Here is a 1,872-nt window from a genome sequence, read left to right as displayed (position 1 = left end):
TTTTTTATGTTTGCGCGCCATGGGCGCGCTCTAACGGGTGCAAGTCCCGAGCACACCTAGGTAACGAGGAAGTGCATAGCTAAACAGCAAGGGTGTTTATCGTGAGGTGAAATCTGAAGGAAGCTGTAGGCAAATCTCTGGTCTGACGAACAGAAATCACATATAAGGCTAGGTTCTGATTGGTAAGTCCGCATAAAAGGATGAAGCCGTAAAGTTACCATTTGTAGGAACAGAGTAAATGTGGCAGATATATGGAGAGAAAGAGCGTGCACCTTAAGCGTGGAGGTCTCACAGCGGTATCATTTGCCGAGTAACAACGAACTGTGAGAAGTCAGCCGAGCCCATAGTAGTGAAGAAACTTCTGTAATGGAAGTGGAGCAAAGGGGCGAACAATCAATAAGCTTTAGTATGTCTCGTATTGCAGAAATGACAACATCTGCCGTAACCAATCGGGATAAGGATGGTCAAATTTAGCGAGACGGAAAGGAAACAGCGCATGGACACAAGTAGTCTAATGAAGCAGATATTATCTCGTGAGAATCTAAATCAGGCATATCTGCAAGTCGTACGAAATAAAGGCGCAGAGGGTGTGGATGGAATGAAATACACAGACCTTAAAGTGCATCTTGAAAAGAACGGCGAAATTATCAAGGAACAGTTGAGGAGTAGAAAGTATAAACCTCAGCCAGTACGAAGAGTGGAGATACCAAAGCCTGATGGTGGTGTCAGAAACCTAGGAGTACCAACAGTAACAGATAGATTTATACAACAAGCCATTGCACAAGTATTAACCCCAATCTATGAGGAACAATTCCATGAGCACAGTTATGGTTTCAGACCTAACAGATGCGCACAGCAAGCGATCCTAACAGCATTAGATATGATGAATGACGATAATGATTGGATTGTAGATATTGACTTGGAAAAGTTCTTTGACACAGTGAACCACGACAAGCTAATGACTTTGATAGGTAAAACCATCAAAGACGGAGATGTTATCTCTATAGTGAGGAAGTTCTTAGTGAGTGGAATCATGGTAGATGATGAATATGAGGATTCCGTAGTGGGAACACCACAAGGTGGAAATCTTTCGCCACTATTAGCAAATATCATGTTAAATGAACTGGATAAGGAAATGGAACAAAGGGGATTGAACTTTGTACGGTATGCAGATGACTGTATAATTATGGTTGGAAGCGAAATGTCTGCAAAACGAGTAATGAGAAATCTTACACGATTTATTGAAGAGAAACTAGGGCTGAAAGTAAACATGACAAAGAGCAAAGTAGATAAACCTCAAGGGCTAAAATACCTAGGTTTCGGATTTTACTTTGACGGTCGAGCACATCAGTACAAGGCTAAACCCCACTTAAAATCAGTATTGAAATTCAAGAAAAGAATGAAAGAATTGACATGCAGAAGTTGGGGAGTGAGTAACAGCTACAAGATAGAGAAATTGAATCAACTCATTAGAGGTTGGATAAATTATTTTAAAATCGGTAGCATGAAAACTTTGTGTGCAAAGATGGATTCTAACATTCGCTATAGATTGCGTATGTGTATCTGGAAGCATTGGAAAACTCCACAAAACAGAGCAAAGAACTTGATAAAACTAGGAATAAACAAATATACTGCATGGAAAGTAGCATACGCAGGAGCAAGAATCGCTTATGTATGTAACAAAGGTGCTGTCAAAGTTGCCATAAGAAACAAGAGACTAAGCCGATTTGGATTAGTCTCAATGTTAGATTACTACACCGAAAGGTGTGTCAATTGTTAAGTTGATTGAACCGCCGTGTACCGAACGGTACGCACGGTGGTGTGAGAGGTCGAAGGTTTTCATGTTTTATGAAAACTTTCTCCTACTCGATT

Annotated in this window: 1 protein-coding gene; it reads left to right on the top strand. The window is 40.6% G+C overall.

The genetic code is table 11. From position 1 onward, the window contains the following. The first annotated feature begins 496 nt into the window (after window positions 1-496). Entirely contained in the window at window positions 497-1,780 is a 1,284-nt protein-coding gene (gene ltrA, locus IWB18_RS12370) for a group II intron reverse transcriptase/maturase (protein ID WP_195683923.1), read from the top strand. The last annotated feature ends 92 nt before the right edge of the window (window positions 1,781-1,872 follow it).

The sequence above is a fragment of the Alkalibacter mobilis genome (genome assembly GCF_015594845.1).
GTDB lineage: Bacteria > Bacillota > Clostridia > Eubacteriales > Alkalibacteraceae > Alkalibacter > Alkalibacter mobilis.
Note: the sequence above shows the minus strand (reverse complement) of the source record. Positions and strands in the feature narration are given on the sequence as shown.